The sequence below is a fragment of the Streptomyces sp. NPDC002104 genome, assembly GCF_053593795.1.
On the sequence record NZ_JBSFDF010000038.1, the window covers coordinates 39,632 to 61,639 of the forward strand.

Sequence of the window (22,008 nt, forward strand, 5' to 3'; positions counted from 1 at the left end):
TGCGCGGGACGCGGCTCGGGCGTGGTGCGCGAACGGCGTGCGGGTGCGGGTGCGGTTGCCGAGATCAGAGGGAGGCCGGGCGGTCGGCGCTCAGCTCGCGACCGCGACGCGGTCGGACTCGATCTCGTGCAGCCAGGTGCCGGTGGCCTCGAAGTGGGCCGTGACGTCGGCGAGCCGGGCGTGCATGTAGAAGCCGGTGACGGGGCGGCCGTCGGCACGGGCGTAGTCGGGCAGCCGGCCGTACTCGCGGAAGCCGAGGCGCTGCCAGAGCACGGAGGGGCCGTCGTCGCGCACTTCGAGGGTGATGACGTCGCAGCCCATCTCGCCGACCTTGCGCAGGGCCTCGGCCCAGCCTTCGAGCAGGAACTGCCCGCGGTAGTCGGGGGCCACGACGCAGCGGCGCATCTCGACGATGTGGCGCCGGGCGGGCAGCGGGGCGCGGGCGAGCGTGACCATGCCGACGATGCGGCCCTCGTCGTTGCGGACGTGGAGGAGGTCGACGGCGCCCTTGCGCAGATCGGCCTCGAAGGCCCGCATCAGGGGCAGGCCCTTCTCCAGGCCCACCGGTTCGTAGAAGCCGAGGGTCATCTCCTTGACGGCGACGGCGTCCATCAGCTCGATCATTTCGCGCATGTCCTGTTCGGACAGTTCGCGAGGCCATGAATAGTGCATCGTCTTCCTTGGTGAGTAGACGGTGGAGCAGCCGGACCCCGGACATCGCGGCGCAGCCCCCGTGGGGGCGGCGCGGCACATCTGGAACGCAATGCCCGGGATCGCCGGACTGCGGGGGTGTCGTCCCTCCGGCCCTACGGGCCTTCAGGGGACGTCGGCAGGTGCGGGCCGGTCGGTCAGACCGAAACGGTGGCCTTCGTCTGCAGGTTGGTCTGTACGGCGGCGGCCGGTGCGGCCTGGGTCAGCAGCGAGGCGTCCGCGCCGGCACCGAGCACGGTGGCCGCGTAGACCTCGACGAAGTAGGACACGAACAGCGAGTTGATCTTGATGAGGTGCTCGACGAAGCGCTCCTCGTCGGCCTCGTCCTTGATGATGCGCATGATCAGGTTCCAGACCATGTCGACGTGGTCGTCGTCGTCGTCCAGGGCCAGGTGGGCGCGGGCGCCCTTGGTCTTGTCGGCGCCGACGTGCTGCTCCATGATGTCGAGCCAGTCGGGCTGGGTCTTGCCCGCGATGTACTCCAGGTAGAACCCGCTGATCATCGCGGCCAGCGGACCCTCCGTGGCCATCGTGTAGTAGAAGTACCCGTTGAGCAGCTCGGTGGCGAAGGTCGGACGGATCGCGTAGATCTCCTCGTCCGTCATGCCGACCTTGTGCAGGTCGCCGGCGAACATGCGGTCGTGGCGGCCCTCTTCCGCGCCGTACAGGCCCCACTCCTTGCAGAGCTGCGGGTCCCGGGTGGCCCAGTAGTTGGCGATGAGCGGGTCGACGGCACGCTTGAGGCCGATCCGGATCATCGTCTCGACGTTGTGCCGCTTGTACAGCTCGAGGTCGAACTTCTCCTTGTCGAGCATCCCGTCGGCGCCCGCGCTGCGCTCGTAGAAGTCCCGCTCGAACTTCAGCAGGAGCTCGTCGACGCGCTTGCGGAACTCAGGGCGCTGCAGGTTGGAGTACGTGTTGTACGACTTACTACGAGGCATCTCATCCCCAGCCGAGATCGTTGACTACCTGACCCGGACCAGTGGCGGCGGCGGTGTGCGCCGCACCACTCGTCGACGGGGCGAGGAAGACGGTCACCGCGAAAGTTGCCGCAATGGCGATGAGGAAACTCGCTATACGTGGCATGCTTGCCTGCCCCTCAAGATGTCTTGCGGTCCGGATCAGCTTCGGCATCATCCTGTCCGTTCGGCTCCATCCGGAGCCATCCCTTTCTGGGATCATGTTGCCGCTGGCGAAAACATGACAGGGGGATGAATTGAACTCAATCAGACAAGTCCATCCTTTTACAGTGCCCCGGCTCACCCACGCCGGGGACCGTCTCTACCGGTTCGTCACCCGAACACCGGGTACAACGCGAGAAACAGCCGCCCTGGCCCTGGACATGAGCGCCGGACAGGTGCAGGAAGCGGCGGACGCGCTCGACGATCTGGGGCTGCTCAGCGTGTGTCCCGTGACGGGCATCTACACCCCGTACCCCGTGGAGCACGCACGCATCAAGGTCCTCAACCCCGCGCAGCACAGCCTGAACGAAACCCAGACCCTCGTAGATCAACTACGCGGGCAATTAGACGAGTTGACGCTCACCACCACGGACCTCCGGGACGACACCTCGCTGGAGGTGGTGCCGGGCCTGGGCGACGTGCGCAAACTCATCGCCGGGCTCGCGGACGGCAGCCGCACCGAGGTGCTCACCTCCCAGCCCGGCGGCGCCCGGGACGAGGAGGTGCTCTCCGAGAGCCTGGAGCGGACCGAACGCCTGCTGGGGCGCGGGGTGCGCATGCGGACCCTCTACCAGCACACGGCCCGGTTCAGCCCGGCCACGGCGTCCTTCGTGGGGCGGGTGACACCGCTCGGCGCGGAAGTGTGCACGCTCGCCGGCGGCTTTCCGCGCTGCCTCATCTTCGACAAGGAAGTGGCGATCATCCCGCTCGCGGACGGATCGCACGGAGCGGCGGTATCGAGAAACAGCCACCTTGTCTCATTCCTTTCGGAGGCATTCGAGCGCGCCTGGAGTGCGGCGGAGAAATTCACCCAGGAAAACGACCGGCCGGCACGTGCCGCGATTACCTCCGACATTCAGCAGACCATCGTTTCGCTGCTCATTCAGGGCGAATCGGACAACAGAATAGCCCATGTGGTCGGTATTTCTTTGCGCAATTGTCAACGCCACATTGCGAACATCATGAAGAGCATCGGCGCCCGCAACCGGCTCCACGCCGGATACCTGCTGGCGAAGGAGCCCTTCAACGGCGTCTGACCCGCCGGCGGCCCGGGCCGCGGGAACCGGCCCGGGCCGCCGGCAGGCGGAGCGGACGGCGCCTAGCGGCCCCCCGCCGCCGGAAGCGGAACCGCCGGGCCGGGGGCGGACCCCTCCGCCACCCCCGGGCCGGCCCCCTCCGCGGGCGCCGGGTCCGCCACGGGCTGCGGCTCCGTCGCCGCCACCGGCTGCGTTGCCGCAACCGGCTGCGTTGCCGCCACCGGCTGCGGGCCGGCCGCCGCCGGCCGGGGCTTCGAGGGGACCAGCGAGGTCACCGCCACCCCGCCCACCAGGAGGACGGCCGCCACCCAGCGCAGCCCGTTCACGTGCTCGCCGAGCACCAGCGCCGCCGAGCTCATCCCGAAGACCGGGACCAGCAGCGAGAAGGGCGCCACCGAGGAGGCGGGATAGGTGCGCAGCAGGAACCCCCAGGCCCCGAAGCCGAACACCGTGGTGATCCAGGCGATGTACACGATCACCCCGACCCCGCTCCAGTCGAGCCCGCGCAGCGCCGCGAGGTCCCGCTCCGGGCCCTCCAGCAGCAGCGAGAGCCCCGCCAGCGGCAGTACCGGCACCACGCTCACCCACACCATGAAGTTCAGCGCGTCGGGCGGGGACGCCCTGCGGGTCAGCACGTTGGACACGCCCCAGCACGCGGCGGCCGCGATCACCATCGTGAAGCCCAGCACCGGCCCGGAGGAACCCTCGTCCACGGCCGCGACGGCGATCCCTACGAAGGCCACGGCCATGCCCGCGATCCGCAGCCGGCCCGGCCGCTCCTTCAGCACCACGGCCGCGAACACGGCCGTGAACACCGCCTGCACCTGGAGGACCAGCGAGGACAGCCCGGCCGGCATCCCGCGGTCCATGCCGGTGAACAGCAGCCCGAACTTCGCGATGCCGAGGACCACGCCGACCGCGACGATCCACTTCCAGGCCACCTTGGGACGCCCGACGAAGAACACCGCCGGCAGGGCCGCGACCAGGAAGCGCAGGGCGGACAGCAGCAGCGGCGGGAACGATCCGAGCCCGAACTCGATGACGACGAAGTTGAATCCCCAGACCGCGGCCACGAGGACCGCGAGGGCGATGTGAAGGGGGCGCATGCTCCGAGCATCCGCCCCTCAACCATTTAGCACCAGCGCGGATGTCTTCAGGGTCGGATGTAGCGTTGCTTCATCCAACTCCCCTGCCCGCGCCCTAAGCTGCCTGACATGCTCGACCTCTCCCGGCTCCGCGCCCTGCACGCCGTCTCCGTCCACGGCTCGGTCGGCGCCGCCGCGGCCGCCCTCGGGTACACCCCCTCCGCCGTCTCCCAGCAGATCGCCAAGCTGGAACGGGAGACCCGCACCACCCTGCTGGAGCGCCACGGCCGCGGGGTCGCCCTCACCGAGGAGGCCAAACTGCTGGCCGCCACGGCCCAGCAGCTGATGGACATCTCGGAGCAGGCGGAGACCGCGCTGGAGGAGTCCCGCGGCCAGCCCGTCGGCCGGCTGCGGGTCGCCGCCTTCGCCTCGGCCGCCCGCGGCCTGCTCCCCGGGGTCCTCGCCGACCTGGCCGACCGTCACCCGGCCCTGGAGGTACGGCTCACGGAGATCAACCCGCACCTGTCGATGGACCTGGTCTCGCGCGGTGTCACCGACCTGGCCGTGACCCACGACTGGGACATCGCCCCGCTGCCCGCCCCCGAGGGCGTGGAGCAGGCGGTGATCGGGGACGACCGCTGCGACCTCGTGGTGCCCGCCGGACACCCCTTCACCTCCCGCACCGTCATCCACCGCTCGGACCTGGGCGGGCAGCGCTGGGTGTGCCAGCCTCCCGGCCGGGTCTGCCACGACTGGCTCGTACGGACCCTGCGCACGGCCGGGTTCGAGCCCGACATCACGCACGTCGCCGAGGAGAACCACACCATCGTCTCGCTGGTCGCCGCCGGGCTCGGGGTGGCCGTCGTACCGCGGCTGGGCACCGGAACGCTGCCGCCCGGCGCGGTGGCCGTACCGCTGGAACCGGGCCCCGTACGCCGGCTGTACGCCCTGTGGCGGACCGGGGCCGCCCGCCGGCCGGCCATCACCGAGGCCGTACGGACCCTGCGCGAGCACTGGCCCCGGGTCGCCCCCCGTCCGGGGGACTCCGCGAGTGTCCCCCGCTCCGAAGGGCCCGCCCCGCAGTAGCGTCCGGCGCGTGCCGAACCACGCCTCCCGCCGGACCCTGCTCACCGTGGCCGCCGTGGCCGCCGTCACCGCCGCGGGGGCCGCCTCCGCCGCGGGCGGCCCCGACCGCGGCCCCGGCGGCCCGTCCCCCGACGACGCCCGGCCCGGCGACCGCGCACCGGGGCGCTCCCCCGCCCGTCACTCGTCGGGGGCCGCGCCGCGCGAGACGGTGGAGCGGATGAGCCTGGCCGAACTGGTCGGGCAGCTCTTCGTGTCGCGGGCCTACGGGCACTCGGCGACCGAGCCCGACCCCGCGGACGCCGCGCTCAACCAGGAGCTGTTCGGGGTGCGCACCCCCGCCGAGCTGGTCGCCCGCTACCACCTCGGCGGGATCGTCTACTTCGGCTGGGCGCACAACACCCGCTCCCCGCGCCAGATCGCCGAGCTGTCGGCCGGCCTCCAGAAGGCGGCCTCGGGCTCCGGTCAGGGCGTCCCGCTGCTGCTCTCCATCGACCAGGAGCACGGCGCCGTCGCCCGCGTGGGGCGGCCCGCGACCCTGCTCCCGGGCGCCATGGCGCTGGGCGCCCTGGCCCGGGGGACGGCCGGGTCCACCGCCGAGGCCCGCCGGGCCGCGCGCATCGCGGGCGCCGAGCTGGCGGCCATGGGCATCCGGCACAACTACGCCCCGGTGGCCGACGTGAACGTCGATCCCGCCAACCCGGTCATCGGCGTACGGTCCTTCGGCGCCGACCCGCACGCCGTGGCGGCCCTGGTCGCCGCGCAGATCCGCGGCTATCAGGGCGCCGGGGTGGCCGCCACGGCCAAGCACTTCCCGGGGCACGGGGACACCGGCACCGACAGCCACGTCGGGCTGCCGCTGATGAAGCACACCCGGGCCCAGTGGGAGGAGCTGGACGAACCGCCCTTCCGGGCGGCCGTGGAGGCGGGCGTGGACGTGGTGATGACGGCCCACATCGTCTTCCCCGCGCTCGACCCTTCGGGCGATCCGGCGACCCTCTCGCGGCCCATCGTCACCGGGATCCTGCGCGAACGCCTCGGCTTCGGCGGGGTGGTGGTCACCGACGCCCTCGACATGGCCGGCGTCCGCCAGAAGTACGGGGACGACCGGGTCCCGGTCCTGGCCCTGAAGGCGGGCTGCGACCAGCTGCTGAACCCCCCGGACCTGGGGCTGGCCGTCCGCAGCGTGCTGGCGGCCGTGGAGTCGGGCGAGCTGACGCGGGCCCGGATCGAGGAGTCGGTGCTGCGGATCCTGGAACTGAAGGCCCGCCGGGGACTGTTCGACGCACCGGCGCGGGACGCGGATCCGGCGCGGGCGCTGGACGCGGTGGACGCGGCGGTCGGCATCCCCGCGCACCTGGCGGCCGCCGGGGAGATCGCGGACCGTACGACGACCCTGCTGGCCAATCCGGCGGGGCTGCTGCCACTGGATCCGGCGGACCGGCCGCTGCTCCTGGTCACCGGGACCGACCCGGTCTCCCCCACGGGTACGACGGGACCCCCTACCGCGGTACTGGCCCGGGAGCTGTCCGCGCTGGGCTGCCGGGCCACGGCCCTGCCGCCCGCCCGCGCCGTGGCGGCCGCCCCGGGCAACGCGGCCGTGCTCGTGTGCACGTACAACGTCCCCGAGGGGGCGAGCCCGCAGCGCGAGCTGGTCACCGAGCTGCTGGCCACCGGGGTGCCGGTGGTCCTGGTGGCGATCCGCAACCCCTACGACCCGGCCCGTCTGCCGGACTGCGCGGCCGAACTGGCCACGTACACCTGGACGGACGTCGAGCTGCGGGCGGCGGCCCGGGTGCTCACCGGGACCGTACGCCCCACCGGGCGCCTGCCGGTCCCGGTGCCGGGCCGCTACCCGCTGGGCCACGGGCTGGCGTACGGGTAGTCCCCCGCAGCCCTCCCGCGGCCCGCCGGCCTCACGGGCGCAGCATCGGCTCGCGCTCGATGTCGCGCTGGTCGAGCTGCGCGTCCGGCTTCGCCAGCGGCGCCGCCTTGGCCGCGCCGCCCGGCGTGGTGGCCGGGGCCACTCCGGCCCACGTGAGGATCTTCTCGGTGGCCAGCGCCTTCTCGGCGTCCATGAGCTTGGAGACGTTGGCCCCGTGGTTGGCGCCCGGGGCGATCATCACGTAGCTGTCGCGGGCCCCGTAGCCGAGGTGGAACGGTTCGGCACCCCACGGGTCGTTCTGTCCGTAGACGAAGAGCATCTGGTGCGCGTTGTTCTTCACCCAGCTGTCCACGTCCCGCATCGCCCCGGGCTGGAAGGTCATCGGGATGTCGCGGGGCACGAAGTTGCGCGGCGGCTGGTAGCCGTAGCGGCTCAGGTTGCCCAGGTGGGGCTGCTTGATGTCGGGGGAACCGAGCTGGGTGCCCGCCTGGTAGTAGTACGGGGTGTACGTCTCCAGGCCCTGGTCGGCGTAGGCCGAGAAGCCGGAGATCGTGTCGATCGTGTCCCAGATCTCCTGGTCGCTCGCGGTGGCGGCGGCCGGGATGGTGGCGCAGTCGGAGAGCAGGCTGTACTGCCAGAAGGCCCACACGTAGTCCAGCACGACGGCCTCGTAGGCCTTGTCGAGGTTGCCTACGGTGGTGAAGGTCCAGCCGTTCTCGGCGGCGGCCACCGCGTACTTGGCCTCCAGCGGCTCGCGGCGCACGAGCGCCTCGCGCTGCACCGCGTTCAGCTTGTCGCGGCACTCCTTGGTGCCGACCTTGGCGAAGAACCGGTCGTAGGCCGAGTCCTCCTTGTTCACCACGTCGTTGGGGGCGACGTAGGCGACGACGCCGTCCATGTCGCGCGGGTAGAAGCGCTCGAAGTAGGTGGCCGTCATGCCGCCCTTGCTGCCGCCCGTGGCCAGCCAGTTCTTCGTGTAGACCTTCTTCAGGGCGGTGAAGACGCGGTGCTGGTCACTGGCGGCCTGCCAGATGTCCAGGTTCGACCAGTTGGCCGGATCGGGGCGGGACGGGGTGAAGAATCGGTACTCCAGCGACACCTGGTTGCCGTCGACTATGGTCGTCGGCTCGCTGCGGCGCGGGCTGGTGTTGACGTTGTAGCCGGAGGTGAAGAACACCGTGGGCCGCGTGACGTCCTTGTGCAGCAGGGTCAGCCGCTGCTTGAAGGTGCCCTTCCACGGCGCGCGGTGGTCGACTGGCTGCTCGTAGTTCAGCACGAAGAAGCGGTAGCCCGTGTACGGCTTCTCCTCGATCAGGCTCATCCCGGGGATCGCGAGGATCCGGTCCTTGATGTCTTCCGTGGCGGCCTTGGCATCCGTGGCGGTGGTATCCGTGACGGCGGACGGTTCCGCGGCGGTGGCCGCTTGCGCCGTGGTGCCGGCCGCACCCGCGGTGCCGATCAGCACCGCGAGCGACAGCAGCCATCCGAGCTTCTTGCGCATTCGCACTCCCCATGGGTTCACATCGGTCGCCGTGAACCTAGCCGGGGGAACACGCGGCTGAACAGACCTAGTTGGGCCGCTCCATCAGCAAAGGATCCAGCCGGAATCGACGGATCCGGCTCCCACGCTCCCCTTTACATACACGCAGCGGTTGATCGCATGGGCGTCGACGGGCCCGGCGTAACGGGTGAATCGCCCCGCGTCGCGCACCGGGAAGCCGCCGCGCGGCTGGATGCTCACCGACATCGCCCGCCGCGGACCGGGCTGCCGGGCGACCGTCATCGCGCAGGCCCGGTCGCGGGTCTTGTAGACGCGCACCTCCCCCGTGGAGAAGGGCAGCGTCCGCACCAGGCTGCCCGCGCACCCGCCGGCCGCCTGCGCGGGCTGCGCCGCCAGCAGTCCGGCCGCCCCCAGCCACAGCGTCATGGTGATCACCCCGGCGCAGGCGGCCCATCGCCCGCGCCGGTTCCGCGCCTTCAGCACCCTGTCCCCATTCCGTCATTCCGTCGTACGTACCACGTGCGTACGTTCGTACGACGCCGGGCCGCCCCGATTGGTTGCCCGGGACAAGAACTCGGCCTGCGGAGCCCGCCGCACCGGCCACGCCGCCCGGCCCGCCCCGCACGGCGCCGTTGACCCATACCTCGTACGAGTGCATCCACAACTTCCCAGCGGGATAACGGGAGTTCACGATCGTGCAGGACATTACGCTACGTGAGCACAGGACCCCGTTACGTAGCTGTGAAAGGCACTTGACATGACGAACGACCTGCTCGACCGCAAGCTGGACCGCGCCTTCGCCCACCTCGACGTCAACGAGGACCAGGTGATCGACGAGCACGACATCATCGGGCTCGGCTCCCGCCTGCTGTCGGCCCTCGGCGAGCCGGCCACCTCCCGCAGGGGAACCGCGGTGATGAGCGGGCTCGTCGACTTCTGGCAGGACCTGTTCACCGAGCTGGACCTGGACCGGGACGGCAAGGTCACGACCGAGGAGTACAAGACCGGCATGACCCGGCTGTACGCGCAGGGCGGGCCCGCCTACGACCGCTCGTTCCGCCCGATGATGCGGGCCATCCTGGCGATCGCCGACACCGACGGCGACGGGCGGATCAGCCCGGAGGAGTTCCACGCGGCGCAGCTCGCCTTCGACACGAAGCTGAACCACGCGGACACGGAAGCGCTCTTCGCCCGGATCGACGCCGACCACGACGGATTCCTGTCCGTGGACGAGCTCCTCGGCGCGGTACGGGAGTACTACACCGGCACCGACGAGGACGCCCCGGGCAACCTGCTCTTCGGCGAGCTCTAGCCCAGGGCGCGGCCGGAGCGGGGACCTGGCCTAACCGGGGATCCGGATCCCGTCAAGCCGCGAACTATCGGGTCGTGACACCGCTCGGGCGGCGGGGCGTACTGGGACGGAACCCCCATTCGCCCCGCTCACCAGAGGAGAGCAGTCATGAACCACGTTTCCAGGAAGCCGCGCCTCGTCCTGTTCGCCGCATCGGCAGCCATCGTCGCGGGAGGCGTGCTCGCTCCGGCGGCCGCGTTCGCCGCCACCCCCGCGGGTGCGCACGCGGTCAGGGCCGACGACACCGGCAACGAGTCCACCCTCCTGCTCCGCACCGACTCCGACGGGGGCGTGATCGGCAAGGACCGGCCCGCCGAGGACGGCCAGGGCAAGTGGGGCAACGGGAAGCACGGCAAGCGCCCCGGCAAGCACGGCTCCCCCGAGAGCCCGCCCGTCTTCCGGGCTCCCGACCGTCCGGACTACGTGTGCTTCGCCGCCCCTTGCGGGCCGCCCGACGAGGGCACTCACGTCGTCGGCGACCCGGGGGAGCGGGACGACACGGTCGGCGCAGCCGCGAGGACATGAGACAGCACCGGAGCCCCGGGTCCGCACGACGGACCCGGGGCTCCGGCGCGTGCGCAGGCAGCCCCGGACGGCGCTTTTACGGGAATCCAGCGCGGGCGTCAAGCCCCGAATCCGAGTGGCGTGACGCGCATCCCGGCATCGGGTTTATTTGAAGTACGCCCTCAACGGGCAGGGAATTCCTCCGAATCCCTCCTCTTTCTCTCCCCTCCCTTTCCTTTCCGAATGGAGAACCACCATGTTCAAGATCCTCTCCACCCGCCGCATCGTCCTCGCCTCCGCCTCCGTCGCCCTGCTGGGCGGTGGCATAGCCCTCCCCGCCACGGCCATGGCCGCCCCCACCACCGCCCCGCAGCACGCGGCGTCCTTCCTCCAGGACGACAGCGCCGACGGCATCGGTACAGGTGGCAACGCCAACGCCGAGAACACCACCGTCGGCGGCACCTCCCGCGGCGGCGACGCGAACAGCGGCGTCGGCAACTGCAAGGGCAAGTGCACCATCACCACCGGCAACGCCCGGGGCGGCGACTCCAGCGCCGACGCCATCAACACCGGCGACGCCACCGCGGTCGGCGGCGACGGGACCGGCACCGGCGGAAACCTGAACAAGGTCAACAAGCAGACCGTGAAGAACCAGGTCAAGAAGGACCTCAAGGCGAAGCTCGGCCACTGAGCCCAGCCGCCAACCCGTCCACCCGTCCACCACCCAGCACAACGGCGCCCCCGGGATTCCCGGGGGCGCCGTTGTGTGGTCCGTGCCGTGGGGCGTGCGCCCCGGTATCAGGCGTTGCCGCCCGTGGCGGTCGCGTCGCCGCTCACGGCGGTCGCGTCGCCGCTGTTGATGGCGTCGGCGCTGGCGTTTCCGCTCGTCGCGTTCCCGGTGGTGATCGTGCACCTGCCGATGCAGGTACCCACACCGGAGGTGGCGTCGCCCGAGGTGGCCGTTCCGCCGACCGTGGTGTTCTCGGCGTTGGCGGAGCCGCTGACGGCGCTGGCGTCACCGCCCCGGTGGTCGCCGCCGCCTCCCCCGTCGCCGCCCCGTGCCGTCCTGCCGGTCGAGCTCGCGGCGGTACGGCTGCCACGGCTCAGTACGTCGGCGGTCACGGCCGTGTTGACGCTGTCGAAGCAGAGGCCGTTGCACCGGTTGGAGGCGCCGTCGCCGACAGCGGTGTTGGTGCTGGTGCCGCAGAGGCCCGTGCACTCGTTGTACGCACCCGCCCCGACCGAGGTGGTGGTGCTGTCGCCGCACAGGCCCGTGCACAGGCCGGAGGCGCGGTTCCCCACGGCGGTGTTGGTGCTGTCGCGGCACAGGCCCGTACAGCTGCCGGAGGCGCCTTCGCCGGTGGCGATGTTGTTGCTCCCCTGGCAGAACCCTTCACAGGTTCCGGGAGAGGCGCCGTCCACGAGGGCGCTGATGCTGCTGTGGCCGTAGTACGGGACCGCTGGTGCGGCCATCGCGGTCGCGGGCAGGGCGATGCCGCCGGCCAGTGCCACGGAAGCCGTGGCCAGCACGATGCGACGGGTCCAGGAACGCTCGTTCATCGGAAATTCTCCGGGATTCGTTTGCGGAGCAATTCGACTGTGGCCAAGCGTGCGCGCGCCGAGGCCGCCGGTCGGATACGTCCGGTGAGATACGGACGCGGGGATCCCCTGGGGTTTGGTCGGGCCGACGTTATCGCGCGACTCCCACCACCGTACGGATTCGCCTGCACACGGCGTGTTGTCACACCCCCTGCGCCTTCCCCCGTCACCCCGGGGGGCCACGGGCGAGCCGGGTGAGAATTACCAGGACCGGCCATCCGCGTCAAGCCCCGAATCCGAGTGGCGTGACGCGCATCCCGCGATCAGGTTTATTTGAAGTACGCCCTCACCGGGAAACTCCCCGGGAATCCAGAGGCCGGAGAATCACCCCGGACATTCTCTCCGGAGGATTCTCGAATCCCCTTCTTTTCCGAATGGAGAACCGCCATGTTCAAGATCCTCTCCACCCGCCGCATCGTCCTCGCCTCCGCCTCCGTCGCCCTGCTGGGCGGTGGCATCGCGCTCCCCGCCACGGCCATGGCCGCTCCCACCGCCGCACCGCAGCACGCGGTCTCCTTCGTCCAGGACGACAGCGCCGACGGCATCGGCACTGGTGGCGACGCCAATGCCGGGAACACGACCGTCGGTGGCGACTCCCGCGGCGGCGACGCCAACAGTGGCGTCGGCAAGTGCAAGGGCAAATGCACGATCACCACCGGCGACGCCCGGGGCGGCGACTCCAGCGCCGACGCCATCAACACCGGCGACGCCACCGCGGTGGGCGGCGACGGCACCGGCACCGGCGGAAACCTGAACAAGGTCAACAAGCAGACCGTGAAGAACCAGGTCAAGAAGGACCTCAAGGCGAAGCTCGGTCACTGAGCCCAGCAAGTCCCCCAGCACCACGGCGCCCCGGTACCCCCGGGGCGCTGTCGTGTGCCCGGACCACCATCGGGAATTACCAAGATCGGGCAGATGCGTCAAGCCCCGAATGCGAGTGGCGTGACGCGCATCCCGGCATCGGGTTTATTTGAAGTACGCCCTCACCGGGAATCGCCGGAAGAACCAGAGGGCAGGGAATCTCCCCGAATCCCTTTCCCTCCCCCTCTCTTTCCTTTCCGAATGGAGAACGGCCATGTTCAAGATTCTCTCGACCCGCCGCATCGTCCTCGCCTCCGCCTCCGTCGCCCTGCTGGGCGGTGGCATCGCGCTCCCCGCCACGGCCATGGCCGCCCCGACCGCCGCACCGCAGCACGCGGTCTCCTTCGTCCAGGACGACAGCGCCGACGGCATCGGCACCGGCGGCGACGCCAACGCCGAGAACACCACCGTCGGCGGCACCTCCCGCGGCGGCGACGCCAACAGCGGCGTCGGTAGCTGCAAGGGGAAGTGCACGATCACCACCGGCGACGCCCGGGGCGGCGACTCCAGCGCCGACGCCATCAACACCGGCGACGCCACCGCGGTCGGCGGCGACGGCACCGGCAAGGGCGGAAACCTGAACAAGGTCAACAAGCAGACCGTGAAGAACCAGGTCAAGAAGGACCTCAAGGCGAAGCTCGGCCACTGAGCCCAGCAAGCCCCCCAGCACGACGGCGCCCCCGGGAATCCCGGGGGCGCCGTCGCGTGCCGCGGTCCTACGCCGCCGCGGCCGGCTCGTCCTCGCCCGCGAAGGTGCGCCACAGCTCGGCGTACCGGCCGCCGCGGGCCAGCAGCTCGGCGTGGGTGCCGTCCTCCGCGACCCGGCCGCGGTCCATGACGACGACCCGGTCGGCGCGCGCGGCCGTGGTCAGCCGGTGCGCCACGACCAGCGTGGTGCGCTTGCCCGCGAGCCGGTCGGTGGCCTGGTTGACCAGGGCCTCGGTGGCCAGGTCGAGGGCGGCGGTGGCCTCGTCGAGCAGCAGGACGTCGGGGTCGACGAGCTCGGCGCGGGCCAGCGCGATCAGCTGGCGCTGGCCGGCGGAGAGGTTGCGGCCGCGCTCGGTGACGGTGTGCAGGTAGCCGCCGTCCAGCGTGGCGATCATGGCGTGGGCGCCGACCGCGTGGGCGGCGGCCTCCACCTCGGAGTCGCTCGCCCCGGGGCGCCCGTAGGCGATGGCGTCGCGGACCGTCCCCGGGAAGAGGTACGGCTCCTGCGGGACGACGCCGAGCCGGTGGCGGTACCCCGTCAGGTCCAGCTCGCGCAGGTCCACCCCGTCGGCGGTGACCCGGCCGGCGGTCGGATCGTAGAACCGGGCCACCATCTTGACCAGCGTGGACTTGCCGGCTCCGGTCTCGCCGACGAAGGCGACGGTCTGCCCGGCGGGGATGCGCAGGCTGATCCCGCTCAGTGCCTGCTCCTTCTCCCCGCGCTCCGCGGCCGTGCCGTAGGAGAAGTGGACCCCCTCGAAGGCGATCTCGCCGCGCAGCTCGGGGACCGGGCGGGGGTCGGCCGGGCGGGGGGTGCTGGTGGGCTCGCGCAGCAGGCCCTGGATCCGGCCGAGGGAGACGGTGGCCTGCTGGTAGCCGTCGAAGACCTGGGAGAGCTGCTGGACGGGGGCGAAGAACAGGTCGATGTAGAGCAGGTACGCGACCAGCGCGCCCGTGGTGAGCGTGCCCGCCTCCACCCGCCCGGCGCCGACGATCAGCACGGCGGCCGCTGCCCCCGAGGAGAGCAGCTGCACGAAGGGGAAGTAGACGGAGATCAGCCACTGGCCGCGGACCCGGGCCTCGCGGTACGAGTCGCTGCGCTCGGCGAACCGGATCGCGCCGGCGCGCTGGCGGCGGAAGGCCTGCACGATGCGCAGTCCGGCCACGGACTCCTGGAGGTCGGCGTTGACGAGTCCGACGCGGTCGCGGGCGAGCTCGTAGGCGGCCACGGACTTCCGGCGGAAGTAGACGGTGCCGATGATCAGCAGGGGCAGCGTGGCGAAGACGATCAGCGCCAGCTCCACGTCCAGGACGAGCAGGGCGACCAGGATGCCGAAGAAGGTGAGGACGGAGACGACGGCGGTGACGAGCCCGGTCTGCAGGAAGCTGGACAGGGCGTCGACGTCGGTGGTCATCCGGGTCATGATCTTGCCGGTGAGCTCGCGCTCGTAGTAGTCGAGGCCGAGGCGCTGGAGCTGGGCGAAGATCTTGACGCGCAGGGCGTAGAGCACGCGCTCCCCGGTGCGGCCGGTCATCCGGGTCTCGGCGAACTGCGCGGCCCACTGGGCCAGGACCACGCCGAGCGCGAGGAGGGACGCCGCCCAGACGGCGCCGAGGGCGGCGGCTTCGACGCCCTGGTCGATGCCGTGCCGGATCAGGATGGGCAGGAGCAGTCCGGAGCCGGCGTCGAGGGCGACGAGGCCGAGGGATATCGCGAGCGGGGCCCAGAAGCCGCGCAGCAGGCGGCCCAGGTTGTAGCTGTCCTCGGCGGACGCGGCGCGGGTCTCGTCCACGTCGGGGGTGTCGTCGGCGGGCGGCAGCGCGGCCACCTGCGCGAGCAGTTCGGGGGTGGCGGACGTCCCGGCCGCGGCGGTGGCCTTCTCGTCGGCCTCCTCCTGGCGCTGCCAGAGCTCGGGGGTGATCCCGCCGGCCACCCGGCGCTTGGCGTTGACGGGCTCGGAGTCGATCTCGGCTTCGAGCTCGATGCCCCGCTCGATGTCCCGCTCGAACTCCTCCATCGGGGGCGCCTCGGGCGTCCTCGGCGAGCCCGCGCCCAGCGCGTCCGGGTCGGTGAGCAGCCGCCGGTACAGGGCCGAGCGGCGCTCCAGCTCCTCGTGCGTACCGACGTCGGAGAGCCGCCCGCGGTCCAGTACGGCGATCCGGTCGGCGAGCGCGAGCGTGGAGCGGCGGTGGGCGATGAGCAGGGTGGTGCGGCCGGCCATGACGGCGCGCAGCGCCTCGTGGATCTCGTGCTCGACGCGGGCGTCGACGGCGGAGGTGGCGTCGTCGAGGAGCAGCAGGCGGGGGTCGGTGAGGATGGCGCGGGCGAGCGCGATGCGCTGGCGCTGGCCGCCGGAGAGGGTCAGGCCCTGCTCGCCGACCGTGGTGTCGTACCCGGCGGGGAGCGCCTCGATGAACCCTTCGGCCTGGGCGGCGCGGGCGGCGGCCCGGATCTGTTCCTCGGTGGCGCCGGGGTATCCGTAGGCGATGTTGGCGCGGATGGTGTCGGAGAAGAGGAAGGAGTCCTCCGGCACGAGCCCGATGGCATCGCGCAGGGAGTCGTAGGTCAGCTCGCGCACGTCGTGGCCGCCGACGCGGACGGCGCCGCGGTCGGCGTCGTAGAAGCGCGGCAGCAGCAGGGAGACGGTGGACTTCCCGCTGCCGGAGGATCCGACGAGGGCGACGGTCTCCCCCTCGGCGATCGACAGGTGGAACCCGTCGAGCACGGGCCGCTCGGGGTCGTACCCGAAGCGCACGTCGTCGAACTCGACGGTCGCGGGCGCGTCCGCGGGCAGTTCCTTGCTGCCTTCCTGGATCTCCGGCTCGGTGTCGATGAGCTCGAAGACCCGCTCCACGCCGGCGCGGGCCTGCTGGCCGACGGTGAGGACCATGGCGAGCATCCGGACGGGGCCGACGAGCTGGGCGAGGTAGGTGGAGAAGGCGACGAAGGTACCGAGGGTGACCTGCCCCTTGGTGGCCATCCAGCCGCCGAGGGCCAGCATCGCGACCTGGCCGAGGGCCGGTACGGCCTGCAGGGCGGGGGTGTAGCGCGAGTTCAGCCGGATGCCGCGCATCCGCCCGGCGAACAGCCGGCGGCCGGCCTCGCGGAGCTTGCCGGTCTCCTGCTCCTCCTGGCCGAAGCCCTTGACGACGCGGACACCGGTGACGGCCCCGTCGACGACGGTGGCGACGGCGGCGGCCTGGCTCTGGGCGTACCAGGTGGCGGGGAAGAGCTTCTTGCGGCTGCGCTTGGCGATGAACCAGAGGGCGGGGGCCATGAGCAGCGCGACGACGGTCAGCAGCGGCGAGAGCCACAGCATGATCCCGAGGGAGATCCCGAAGAGCAGGAAGTTGCCGATGGTCATGGGCAGCATGAAGAGCAGCCCTTGGATCAGCTGGAGGTCGGTGGTGGCCCGCCCCACGACCTGCCCGGTGGACAGCTCGTCCTGGCGGCGGCCGTCGAGCCGGGCGATGGTGGCGTACATGTCGGTGCGCAGGTCGTGCTGCACGTCGAGGGCGAGGCGCCCGCCGTAGTACCTGCGGATGTAGGTCAGTACGTAGACCAGGACCGCGGCGCCTATGAGCATCAGGGCCCAGGGCGTCATGGGCTTGGTGTGGTCGCCGATGACGTCGTCGAGGATCACCCTGGTGACGAGCGGCACGAGCGCCATGACGGCCATGCCGCCGAGCGAGGACCCGAGGGCCAGCAGCACATTGGCCTTGTACCGCCAGGTGTAGGCGGCGAGCCGCCTGCCCCACCCCTGTTTGCTTCCAGCGGCCGTTTCCGCCGTCGCCGTAGCCACGTGCTGCCTCCCCGTTCGTCCTGCCCTACCGGAAGCCCCAACGCTCCGACCGGCGGATTTCATCCCGCCGCAACAATTCGAACGTGTACTCCGGGCGCCTCCGGCGCACCCGGGGAGCGCCGGGCGGGTGGCGGGGAGCCGGGTCAGGGGGCGCCGAAGTCGTACTCCAGGACGTAGGCGGAGGCGTCGAGGACCATCTCGTTGACCTCGACCACCCGCCCGTCGGCGTCGAAGGCGGTACGGACGACCAGCACGACGGGCGTCCCCGCGGCCAGCCCGAGGCTCGCGGCCTCCTCGGCGTTCGGCATCCGCGACCGGACCTCCTCCCGGAACCGCGCGGGCCCGTGCCCGAGCTCGGCGAGCCGGGCGTAGATCCCGCCGGGGCCGCTGTCGGGCTCGGTGATGGGCGTACCCGCCACGAGGGCGGCGTCGAGGTAGGAGGTCGCGAACATGACGGGCTTCCCGTCCAGTACGTATCTGCGACGGCGGACGCAGACGGCCGCTCCCGCCTCCAGGTCGAGCACGCGCCCGACGGCGACGGGTACCCCTTCCTCGCAGACTCCGATGAACTCGACCTCCGGGGCACGGTCCTCCGTGTCGCCGGCCCAGATGGAGCGGCCCTCTCCCCACACCTCGGCGGCGAGACGCTGAACACCCCGGCGGCGGATCGTCCTGAACTCCCGGACGAACACTCCGGCACCCTTGCGCGCTTCGGTCAGGCCTTCGGCCTGCAGCACTCCGAGCGCCTGGCGAGCCGTCATGCGGGCGACGTCGTAGGTCGCCATGAGGTCGTTCTCCCCGGGCAGCCGGTCGCCGGGACCGTACTCGCCTGCCGAGATGGCGGCCTTCAGTGCGGCAGCGATCCGCTGGTACTTGGGCTGCTGCCGTGCGGCGCCGTTCCTCGGCATGCGGTCCTCCCTGATCATCTCTAGTCATCCTAGGCAGCCCATCGCGCCGAAGCAGTGGCGGTGCGTCCACTAGGCGACAGGACGGACTATCTCTAGAGAACCGCTTGCCACGCGGGAAGCCGGACGCTTCACTGGAGGAACTATCTCTAGAGAGGTGTTCCTTCATGGCAATGCCACAGACCGACGAGATCCACTGGTTGATCGCGCGCAGCCTCCGGTCCCCCGGCCGGGCCCGCGCGCTGCTGCGCGAGCAGGCCGCCGAGTGGGGCATCGGGGCGCGGGCCGCCGAGGCGGCGGAGCTGCTGCTCTCCGAGCTGGTCACCAACGCCGTACGGCACGCGCGCGCACCGCAGGGCCGGGACCTCGGCATCCGGCTCGCCCGCTACGACGGGCTGCTGCGCGTGGAGGTCGCCGACGCCGGCCCCGCCGTGAAGCTCACGCCCCAGGTGCGAGCGGGGCCGGGGGCTCGCGATCGTCGCGGCCCTGGCCGAGCGGTGGGGGCAGTGCCCCCGGCTCCACGGCATCGGCAAGGCGGTCTGGGCCGAGGTCAGGGTGTAGGCACCGGCTTCACCACGGGGGGCTTCGCCAGTGGCTTGTTCTCGCAGCCGAGGGCTTCGGTGACGCGGCGGGTCATGAGGTAGGTCAGAGCCGTCTGCCGGTCCTTGGCCGCTTGGTCGATGTCGGCCGGGAGGATCTCCGTCGGGGAGATGTTGACCACGTACGAGGCGTTCGCGTACAACCATGCCGTCTTCGAGGGCTCGGCGAGGTCTCCGGGCATGTCGCACCGGACGAACAGCTTCGTGGAGAAGTAGTTGCTCTGACCGAAGGCTCCGTTCACCTCGAACCGGCCCGCCTCGCGCAGGGGCTCCTCGACGAACTTCGACGTGCGGGGCGCCCACCCGGCGCTGAACGCCGCGCCCTCGGTCCGCGTGGGCGGCCTGAAGGTGCAGGTGGATGGCGTGAACGTCTCCTTCGCCGGGTCCATCTCCCGCAGTTCGCGCCCCAGCTTCTCCACGAGACGGCTCGTGCGGTTGGGGATGAAGGTCCTGAAGGCATCCACGTCCGTACCCGTAGCCGTCCCCCTACCGAGGATCTGCCGGAGGAGGACGTCCTCCTCCGAGGAAGGAGTGATGTCACACAGGTGGTCGGGCTTCGCCTCGGGCTCGCCCGCGGTGCACGACGCCAGCGTCAGCGCGGCGAGCACGGCGGCCGCAGACCGCGCGAGGGTTTTCCGCAGATCAAGGCCGCAGGTGCCCACGAGCAGCCTCCCGTCCGGTCGAGTAGGAGCTGTTCGCCGTGTTCTGGGCGTGCTCGAAGGCCTGGTCGCCCTGGATGTCGCGGTCCTTGCCCCAGGCCGCGAACAGAGCGTTGGTCCCCTCCACGCCTGCCGCGTAGTTGTCGCTGGACTCTTGCTTGCTCAGCTCCTCGGCGGCGTCCTTGACGTCCTCGACCCAGTGGTAACCCGCCACGTCGATCAACGAGCCTCCGATCGTGCTCACCACCGGTATCTCGCCGATGAGGCCGTTGGCCCCGGCGGCCGAGTACGTGGACGTGGCCTCCGCCCACTCGACCTTGTCATCCTCCTTGTCTTTGTGCACGTCAGCCCCGATGCCGTTGAGGGCGCCGTTCGCCACGCCGATCTCGTGCGCACGGTTGTCCCAGTCAGCGCTCCCCGAGTGCGGGGAATCGGCCGTGAACACGGGGGCGTCCGAAAGCAAGCCCGCCGAATAGGCCCGCTCCGCCTCGACCATCAGCGCGTAGGACGGGCCGTCGTCCGCGATCCCCCGCATCACGCGGATCAGGCTGCCCTGGCCCACCGCGATCTGGGACCGGTCACCCGAGCCGTGAATGGAGTCGGAGCCCCTGACGCTCCCCAGGTCGGGGTTCTGGCCGCCCAGGATCTCGTGCGTGTCCGCGACGTAGTCGACCAGTGCCTTCGCCATCGGCCGCCGCAGGCCCTCGCGGTCCTCCGGGAACTCGTCGCCGCCCATGTCGTCGTCCAGGAGGCGGATCGCGTCGTGCATCACGCGGGCCTGGCCCTCCGTGTGCGGGCCGGGCGGGCCGAGCTTCTCGCCGTCCACGTGGCCCGTGGCCGCCGCCTGGAGGGCCGCGCCCAGGCCGGCCGTCTTGTCTCCGTCGATTTCGATCGGCTGGCCCACGCCCGTCGAGATCCAGGGGTCCGGCATGTCGCGGTCGGAGAGGAGGTACTTCAGGTGCTCGTTCTTGTTGCCGGGGGCCTCGGGGTCCAGGAAGTGCGTCGCCGCGTCCGGGTCCTTGGCCATGATGCCCAGGAGGCCGTCCAGGGGGTCCGAGACCAGGTTCGGGCGCTGGGAGTCGTACGCGTGGTCGTACATGTGGGGCTTCGACTTCTCGGCCTCGATCATGCCGTCGCCGAGGTCGTTCAGGAACTGCTTGCCGTAGCCGTCGCCGCGCTGCATCACGGTCAGCAGCGACTGGTAGCCGTACGTCGGGCGCAGGCCGTCGGCGACCAGGGACGGGCCCTGCTCCTTCAGGCCCGCCATGAAGGGCTTGTAGGCGTAGCCCTCCGGGTCCTTGGTGCCCGAGGCGATGGTTCCGGCCAGGCCCGTGCTGATGGACTCGTAGAGCTTCTTGTCGGCCGCCGAGGCTCCGCGGTCGCTGGACGCCAGGACGAGCTGGTCGGCCAGGTGGACCGTGTCCTTCGCGCCCAGCGCGTGCAGGTAGGCCTCGCCGAAGTGGCTGTCCTTGGCGTTCTGGCGCAGGAGCTCGTCGTAGTGCTTCAGGTCGTCCGGGGAGGCGTCGCCCGACTGGATCTTGTGGGTGAGGGCCAGGGCCTCCACCGCCTCCACGTCCCCGACGGCCTGCGAGTTGAAGCCGAAGAGGGACGTGCCGTCGGCTCCCGACGCGTTGAGGAGGGCGATCCGTACGTCCTCGTCGAACTCCGTGACCGCCTTGACCGTGTCCGCGATGCGCTGCGTCCAGGACCGTTCGACCTCCGGGAGGTCGGGGTCGTGGCGGATCGCCTTCGCGGTGGCCTCGTCCTCCTTGGAGAAGTCGTAGCTCGCGATGCCGGCGTCCGAGACCTTCATGCCGGCCTTCACCGCGTCGGCGACCGCGGAGGTCACCCGGCCCTTGAGGTCCGTGAAGCGGGCGTGCGCGTCGCGGAGCAGGGACTCCATGGCCAGCGCCTGGGTCTGTGCCGCGTCGAACTCCCGCCGGGTGATGGCGGAGTTGTTGCTCGCCGTCTGCGCGCTGCTGCCCATCCAGCCGTTTCCGGTGGAAACGCTCTGGACTTCCTTCTCGTAGACGTCTTCCATCGTCTTGAACTGCTTCGCCATCGACTGCCAGCCGTCGGCGGCCGTCGTGAGGGCTCCGAGGTCGGTGGTGACGATCTCCTGGTACGTCGGCATCGTGTCCCCGCCCCTCCTACAGGCCCGCGAGCTTGGACGTGACCGGCTGGAAGCCCTGGCCCGTCAGCTGGTCGTTGCCGGTGAAGAGGTTCGACGCGCCGCGCAGGGCCGTCTTCTCCGAGCTCAGCCGGCCCATCAGTCGCTTGACCTGGTCGTCCCAGTGCGTGTGCGCCTTCGTCAGGCCGGTCGCGGTCTCCCAGCCGGCGAAGGCCTTCACCGCGGTGGTCGTCGGCTCGTCGGCGGCGTCCGCGGCCTTCGTCGTACCGGGCTGGAGGACGTTCTCGATGGTGTCGGCCGCCTTCTTCTTCTCGGGCGGGGCCGTCGCCAGGACTCCGGTGCCCGGCGGGGTCGCGGACTGCTTCTGCTGGGCCCATTGCTGCTCGAACGACACCGCTCCCCCTT

Annotated in this window: 20 protein-coding genes; 9 read left to right on the top strand and 11 right to left on the bottom strand. The window is 71.2% G+C overall.

Going from position 1 to position 22,008, the window contains the following annotated elements; genetic code table 11:
• Positions 1-90: 90 nt before the first annotated feature.
• Together ACWCP2_RS27180 and ACWCP2_RS27185 are read right to left on the bottom strand one after the other, a co-directional pair.
• Entirely contained in the window at positions 91-672 is a 582-nt protein-coding gene (locus ACWCP2_RS27180) for an N-acetyltransferase family protein (RefSeq protein WP_450911206.1), read from the bottom strand.
• Between the two features lie 176 nt (positions 673-848).
• A complete protein-coding gene (locus ACWCP2_RS27185; RefSeq protein ID WP_450911207.1) occupies positions 849-1,652 on the bottom strand; it encodes a hypothetical protein in 804 nt (267 codons plus the stop codon).
• Positions 1,653-1,960: 308 nt separating this feature from the next.
• Between ACWCP2_RS27185 and ACWCP2_RS27190 the strand changes: the two genes are divergently transcribed.
• Positions 1,961-2,929 carry a helix-turn-helix transcriptional regulator gene (locus tag ACWCP2_RS27190; RefSeq protein WP_450911208.1) on the top strand — a complete coding sequence of 323 codons (969 nt, stop codon included), beginning with the start codon at positions 1,961-1,963 and terminating at the stop codon, positions 2,927-2,929.
• 62 nt (positions 2,930-2,991) lie between these two features.
• Here ACWCP2_RS27190 and ACWCP2_RS27195 read toward each other — a convergent pair whose 3' ends face one another.
• On the bottom strand, positions 2,992-4,035 hold the full coding sequence (locus tag ACWCP2_RS27195; protein ID WP_450911209.1) for an EamA family transporter: 1,044 nt from the start codon (positions 4,033-4,035) through the stop codon (positions 2,992-2,994).
• Positions 4,036-4,143: 108 nt separating this feature from the next.
• Here ACWCP2_RS27195 and ACWCP2_RS27200 point away from each other — a divergent pair, with 108 nt between their 5' ends.
• The gene (locus tag ACWCP2_RS27200) at positions 4,144-5,100 is read left to right on the top strand and encodes a LysR family transcriptional regulator (RefSeq protein ID WP_450911210.1); all 957 of its coding nucleotides are present in this window, start codon (positions 4,144-4,146) and stop codon (positions 5,098-5,100) included.
• Between the two features lie 10 nt (positions 5,101-5,110).
• A complete protein-coding gene (locus ACWCP2_RS27205) occupies positions 5,111-6,982 on the top strand; it encodes a glycoside hydrolase family 3 protein (protein ID WP_450911211.1) in 1,872 nt (623 codons plus the stop codon).
• A 31-nt stretch (positions 6,983-7,013) separates the two neighbouring features.
• Here ACWCP2_RS27205 and ACWCP2_RS27210 read toward each other — a convergent pair whose 3' ends face one another.
• Complete coding sequence (locus ACWCP2_RS27210; protein WP_450911212.1) at positions 7,014-8,483, bottom strand: S28 family serine protease; 1,470 nt, start codon at positions 8,481-8,483, stop codon at positions 7,014-7,016.
• A gap of 84 nt (positions 8,484-8,567) precedes the next feature.
• Entirely contained in the window at positions 8,568-8,909 is a 342-nt protein-coding gene (locus ACWCP2_RS27215) for a hypothetical protein (RefSeq protein WP_450911213.1), read from the bottom strand.
• Between the two features lie 331 nt (positions 8,910-9,240).
• Here ACWCP2_RS27215 and ACWCP2_RS27220 point away from each other — a divergent pair, with 331 nt between their 5' ends.
• The 3 genes from ACWCP2_RS27220 (at position 9,241) to ACWCP2_RS27230 (ending at position 11,029) form a co-directional block, all read left to right on the top strand.
• Entirely contained in the window at positions 9,241-9,795 is a 555-nt protein-coding gene (locus tag ACWCP2_RS27220; protein ID WP_450911214.1) for an EF-hand domain-containing protein, read from the top strand.
• Positions 9,796-9,942: 147 nt separating this feature from the next.
• On the top strand, positions 9,943-10,359 hold the full coding sequence (locus ACWCP2_RS27225; protein WP_450911215.1) for a hypothetical protein: 417 nt from the start codon (positions 9,943-9,945) through the stop codon (positions 10,357-10,359).
• 235 nt (positions 10,360-10,594) lie between these two features.
• Entirely contained in the window at positions 10,595-11,029 is a 435-nt protein-coding gene (locus ACWCP2_RS27230) for a hypothetical protein (RefSeq protein ID WP_450911216.1), read from the top strand.
• Positions 11,030-11,136: 107 nt separating this feature from the next.
• Here the strand turns inward: ACWCP2_RS27230 and ACWCP2_RS27235 are convergent, their stop codons facing one another.
• Positions 11,137-11,898, bottom strand: coding sequence for a hypothetical protein (locus ACWCP2_RS27235; protein ID WP_450911217.1), 762 nt, complete (start codon positions 11,896-11,898; stop codon positions 11,137-11,139).
• Between the two features lie 426 nt (positions 11,899-12,324).
• Here ACWCP2_RS27235 and ACWCP2_RS27240 point away from each other — a divergent pair, with 426 nt between their 5' ends.
• Together ACWCP2_RS27240 and ACWCP2_RS27245 are read left to right on the top strand one after the other, a co-directional pair.
• Positions 12,325-12,759: a hypothetical protein gene (locus tag ACWCP2_RS27240; RefSeq protein ID WP_450911218.1), complete on the top strand. Its 435-nt coding sequence runs from the start codon at positions 12,325-12,327 to the stop codon at positions 12,757-12,759.
• A 253-nt stretch (positions 12,760-13,012) separates the two neighbouring features.
• On the top strand, positions 13,013-13,447 hold the full coding sequence (locus ACWCP2_RS27245) for a hypothetical protein (RefSeq protein WP_450911219.1): 435 nt from the start codon (positions 13,013-13,015) through the stop codon (positions 13,445-13,447).
• Between the two features lie 67 nt (positions 13,448-13,514).
• Here ACWCP2_RS27245 and ACWCP2_RS27250 read toward each other — a convergent pair whose 3' ends face one another.
• Together ACWCP2_RS27250 and ACWCP2_RS27255 are read right to left on the bottom strand one after the other, a co-directional pair.
• A complete protein-coding gene (locus ACWCP2_RS27250; RefSeq protein ID WP_450911220.1) occupies positions 13,515-17,309 on the bottom strand; it encodes an ABC transporter ATP-binding protein in 3,795 nt (1,264 codons plus the stop codon).
• A 143-nt stretch (positions 17,310-17,452) separates the two neighbouring features.
• Positions 17,453-18,217, bottom strand: coding sequence for a GntR family transcriptional regulator (locus ACWCP2_RS27255; RefSeq protein WP_450911221.1), 765 nt, complete (start codon positions 18,215-18,217; stop codon positions 17,453-17,455).
• Between the two features lie 164 nt (positions 18,218-18,381).
• Here ACWCP2_RS27255 and ACWCP2_RS27260 point away from each other — a divergent pair, with 164 nt between their 5' ends.
• Positions 18,382-18,858, top strand: coding sequence for an ATP-binding protein (locus ACWCP2_RS27260; protein WP_450911222.1), 477 nt, complete (start codon positions 18,382-18,384; stop codon positions 18,856-18,858).
• On the opposite strand, the gene ACWCP2_RS27265 is transcribed toward ACWCP2_RS27260, so the two are convergent.
• The 3 genes from ACWCP2_RS27265 to ACWCP2_RS27275 are packed head-to-tail and all read right to left on the bottom strand — an operon-like array spanning position 18,765 to position 21,997.
• A complete protein-coding gene (locus tag ACWCP2_RS27265; RefSeq protein WP_450911223.1) occupies positions 18,765-19,475 on the bottom strand; it encodes a hypothetical protein in 711 nt (236 codons plus the stop codon). The two genes, ACWCP2_RS27260 and ACWCP2_RS27265, sit on opposite strands and share 94 nt — an antisense overlap.
• Positions 19,456-21,606 carry a hypothetical protein gene (locus tag ACWCP2_RS27270; RefSeq protein WP_450911224.1) on the bottom strand — a complete coding sequence of 717 codons (2,151 nt, stop codon included), beginning with the start codon at positions 21,604-21,606 and terminating at the stop codon, positions 19,456-19,458. Before ACWCP2_RS27270 ends, ACWCP2_RS27265 begins: the two co-directional genes overlap by 20 nt.
• Positions 21,607-21,622: 16 nt before the next feature.
• On the bottom strand, positions 21,623-21,997 hold the full coding sequence (locus ACWCP2_RS27275; protein ID WP_450911225.1) for a hypothetical protein: 375 nt from the start codon (positions 21,995-21,997) through the stop codon (positions 21,623-21,625).
• Between the last annotated feature and the right edge of the window lie 11 nt (positions 21,998-22,008).

Bases quoted from the DNA above. Each gene is read 5' to 3' on its own strand.
- ACWCP2_RS27180 (WP_450911206.1), bottom strand. From the start codon at position 672: ATGCACTATTCATGGCCTCGCGAACTGTCCGAACAGGACATGCGCGAA.
- ACWCP2_RS27185 (WP_450911207.1), bottom strand. From the start codon at position 1,652: ATGCCTCGTAGTAAGTCGTACAACACGTACTCCAACCTGCAGCGCCCT.
- ACWCP2_RS27195 (WP_450911209.1), bottom strand. From the start codon at position 4,035: ATGCGCCCCCTTCACATCGCCCTCGCGGTCCTCGTGGCCGCGGTCTGG.
- ACWCP2_RS27200 (WP_450911210.1), top strand. From the start codon at position 4,144: ATGCTCGACCTCTCCCGGCTCCGCGCCCTGCACGCCGTCTCCGTCCAC.
- ACWCP2_RS27210 (WP_450911212.1), bottom strand. From the start codon at position 8,483: ATGCGCAAGAAGCTCGGATGGCTGCTGTCGCTCGCGGTGCTGATCGGC.
- ACWCP2_RS27215 (WP_450911213.1), bottom strand. From the start codon at position 8,909: ATGACGCTGTGGCTGGGGGCGGCCGGACTGCTGGCGGCGCAGCCCGCG.
- ACWCP2_RS27220 (WP_450911214.1), top strand. From the start codon at position 9,241: ATGACGAACGACCTGCTCGACCGCAAGCTGGACCGCGCCTTCGCCCAC.
- ACWCP2_RS27225 (WP_450911215.1), top strand. From the start codon at position 9,943: ATGAACCACGTTTCCAGGAAGCCGCGCCTCGTCCTGTTCGCCGCATCG.
- ACWCP2_RS27230 (WP_450911216.1), top strand. From the start codon at position 10,595: ATGTTCAAGATCCTCTCCACCCGCCGCATCGTCCTCGCCTCCGCCTCC.
- ACWCP2_RS27235 (WP_450911217.1), bottom strand. From the start codon at position 11,898: ATGAACGAGCGTTCCTGGACCCGTCGCATCGTGCTGGCCACGGCTTCC.
- ACWCP2_RS27240 (WP_450911218.1), top strand. From the start codon at position 12,325: ATGTTCAAGATCCTCTCCACCCGCCGCATCGTCCTCGCCTCCGCCTCC.
- ACWCP2_RS27245 (WP_450911219.1), top strand. From the start codon at position 13,013: ATGTTCAAGATTCTCTCGACCCGCCGCATCGTCCTCGCCTCCGCCTCC.
- ACWCP2_RS27255 (WP_450911221.1), bottom strand. From the start codon at position 18,217: ATGCCGAGGAACGGCGCCGCACGGCAGCAGCCCAAGTACCAGCGGATC.
- ACWCP2_RS27260 (WP_450911222.1), top strand. From the start codon at position 18,382: ATGGCAATGCCACAGACCGACGAGATCCACTGGTTGATCGCGCGCAGC.
- ACWCP2_RS27270 (WP_450911224.1), bottom strand. From the start codon at position 21,606: ATGCCGACGTACCAGGAGATCGTCACCACCGACCTCGGAGCCCTCACG.